The organism is Schnuerera sp. (assembly GCF_035459645.1).
In the GTDB taxonomy this organism is placed as follows: domain Bacteria; phylum Bacillota; class Clostridia; order Tissierellales; family Tepidimicrobiaceae; genus Schnuerera.
Genome location: NZ_DATHXO010000232.1, coordinates 1 through 2,248 on the forward strand (window position 1 = coordinate 1; position 2,248 = coordinate 2,248).

General features: G+C 27.6%; 3 protein-coding genes. 1 reads left to right on the forward strand and 2 read right to left on the reverse strand.

Annotated elements, in window-relative coordinates; genetic code table 11:
* The coding region (locus VK998_RS05475; RefSeq protein ID WP_325226368.1) for an accessory gene regulator B family protein at positions 1-279 on the reverse strand (279 nt) is incomplete at its 3' end.
* A 166-nt stretch (positions 280-445) separates the two neighbouring features.
* On the reverse strand, positions 446-1,450 hold the full coding sequence (locus VK998_RS05480; protein WP_325226371.1) for an aspartate-semialdehyde dehydrogenase: 1,005 nt from the start codon (positions 1,448-1,450) through the stop codon (positions 446-448).
* 124 nt (positions 1,451-1,574) lie between these two features.
* Between VK998_RS05480 and VK998_RS05485 the strand changes: the two genes are divergently transcribed.
* The gene (locus VK998_RS05485; RefSeq protein WP_325226373.1) at positions 1,575-2,063 is read left to right on the forward strand and encodes a hypothetical protein; all 489 of its coding nucleotides are present in this window, start codon (positions 1,575-1,577) and stop codon (positions 2,061-2,063) included.
* The last annotated feature ends 185 nt before the right edge of the window (positions 2,064-2,248 follow it).

Sequence of the window (2,248 nt, forward strand, 5' to 3'; positions counted from 1 at the left end):
TAAAGCAATAAAAACTAATATGGAATAGATATAGCATTCATAATAATGTTTTGCATGATATCCTCCTGTATAAGATTTTAGTAAAAAATATACTGTTAGATATGCTACTCCAGAAATCCATTCCCCTATTAATAATCCTAGGATTAATATGCTAATGGATGTAAACAAAGTAGAAATAAGCAATTCTAAACCATATATATAAATATCCCTATCCTCTATATCTATTATTTTATTGGTTATCAAATAAAAACTTATATCTTCAGCCAACTTATGTAGCATATAGACCCTCCATAAATTTTAGCTTTATTTATTATCAACATACCATATTTAACCTTATTTTTGTTTAATTCGGTACGAATGGTAGGAAAAACGGTACGAATAGCAAAAATAAAAGGTAGATTTGTAAAAATCCACCTTTTATTTTTGCCTTATCGATAAATAGTTTTCATATTTTTTTATAATATTCTTTTAACACTAATTCTGCAATTTGAATAGTATTCGTTGCAGCTCCTTTTCGAATGTTATCAGCTACAATCCACATATTAATCCCATTATCAATACTAAAATCTCTTCTTATTCTTCCCACATATACTTGATCAGTTCCTTGAGCATTTATAGCTAAAGGATAAACATTATTAAATATATCATCTTGAACAATTATGCTTGGAAAATCATTAAGAAGTTCTTCTACTTTGCTTAATTCAAATTCTTTCTCAAATTCAATATTTGTAGAGATACTATGAGAATATTTAACTGGTACCCTTACGGTAGTTGCTGTTATTTTTAAACTAACATCATTTAAAATTTTTTTAGTTTCTTCAATCATCTTCATTTCCTCTTTAGTATATCCATTGCCCAAAAACTCATCTATATGAGGTATACAATTATATGCTATTTGATGAGGATATTTTTTGTTTTTTAACCCCTTTACTCCATTTTCTAAGTCTTTTAATCCTCCAACACCTGAACCTGAAACTGATTGATAAGTTGAATATACTATCCTTTTAATTTTAAAAGCATCATGTAAAGGTTTTAATGGTGCTACAGATTGGATTGTAGAGCAATTAGGATTAGCAATTATACCATTATGCCATTTAATATCTTCTGGATTGACTTCTGGTACAATTAAAGGTACATTTTTATCCATCCTCCATGCACTACTGTTATCAATAACGATGGCTCCATTATTTTTAGCTATTACAGCAAATTTTTTACTTATCTCTCCTCCTGCTGAAAACAAGGCAATGTCAATATCTCTTCTAAATGAGTTTTCTGTAAGCTCTTCAACTTCATATTCTTTACCATGGACTTCTATTGTTTTTCCTTTTGATTTAGCTGATGCAAAAAGATATAATTTTTTTATTGGAAAATCTCGTTCTTCTAATACTTTCAATAATGTCCTACCAACCATGCCTGTAGCTCCAATTACAGCTATATTTACTTTTTCCAAATTAATCACCACCAATTTAAATATCATGTACTTTATATTATTATGCAATAGATTTATAATTGTTATAAAAATATTCATCTCAATCAGAATTATGTTATAATAAAACATAAAGGAGTAGATTCTTATGATTAAAAAAGAAACTAAAAAATTTAATTCTTATTTCTTTTTCATCTTAATTCTTACAATTTTATCTCTTAGTCGTATATTCGTTGAAGCATATAAAAATATAATATCAAAATCCTTCCCAGGTCGTAGTGGAGTTTTAACCAAAGGACTTCAGCCTATCTGGGATAAGATGATGCTTATGAATCAAATAAATTCCTATCTCGGTTTCATTTTAAGTATTATCGCATTAGTATGTTTCCTTAACTTTATATTTTATTTAGGAACAAAAAATGATGCCAATATAAAGAAAACTTCATTATTAACTATTTCTTACCTTATATTAATGTTCATTGTAGGAACTATTACACATTATACAAACCTGGTTTCTTATGGCAATACTCTTTTGTTGCTAGGAAAAAGTATTAGTTTTACCCTTTTGATCGTTATAATTGGAATCGTTCGAGAAGTTTTTATGAAAATTAAAAAAGGGCTATTTCAGAATAAATAACCCTAAAGTACAAATTTTTAATTTTATATTTATTTGTATTCACTATTGTTCATCAACAGTTATAGCTTCAAACACATCCGAATCATTTTTTCTATTACCTGCTGACCCATATAAGCTACATACATGTATCTTCCAACATCCATCACTACTTAAGCTGAATCTAGATCATACTAATTCCTACAATT

What these genes read in the sequence shown, in the direction of transcription:
- VK998_RS05485 (WP_325226373.1), top strand. Translation starts at nt 1,575, where the DNA reads ATGATTAAAAAAGAAACTAAAAAATTTAATTCTTATTTCTTTTTCATC.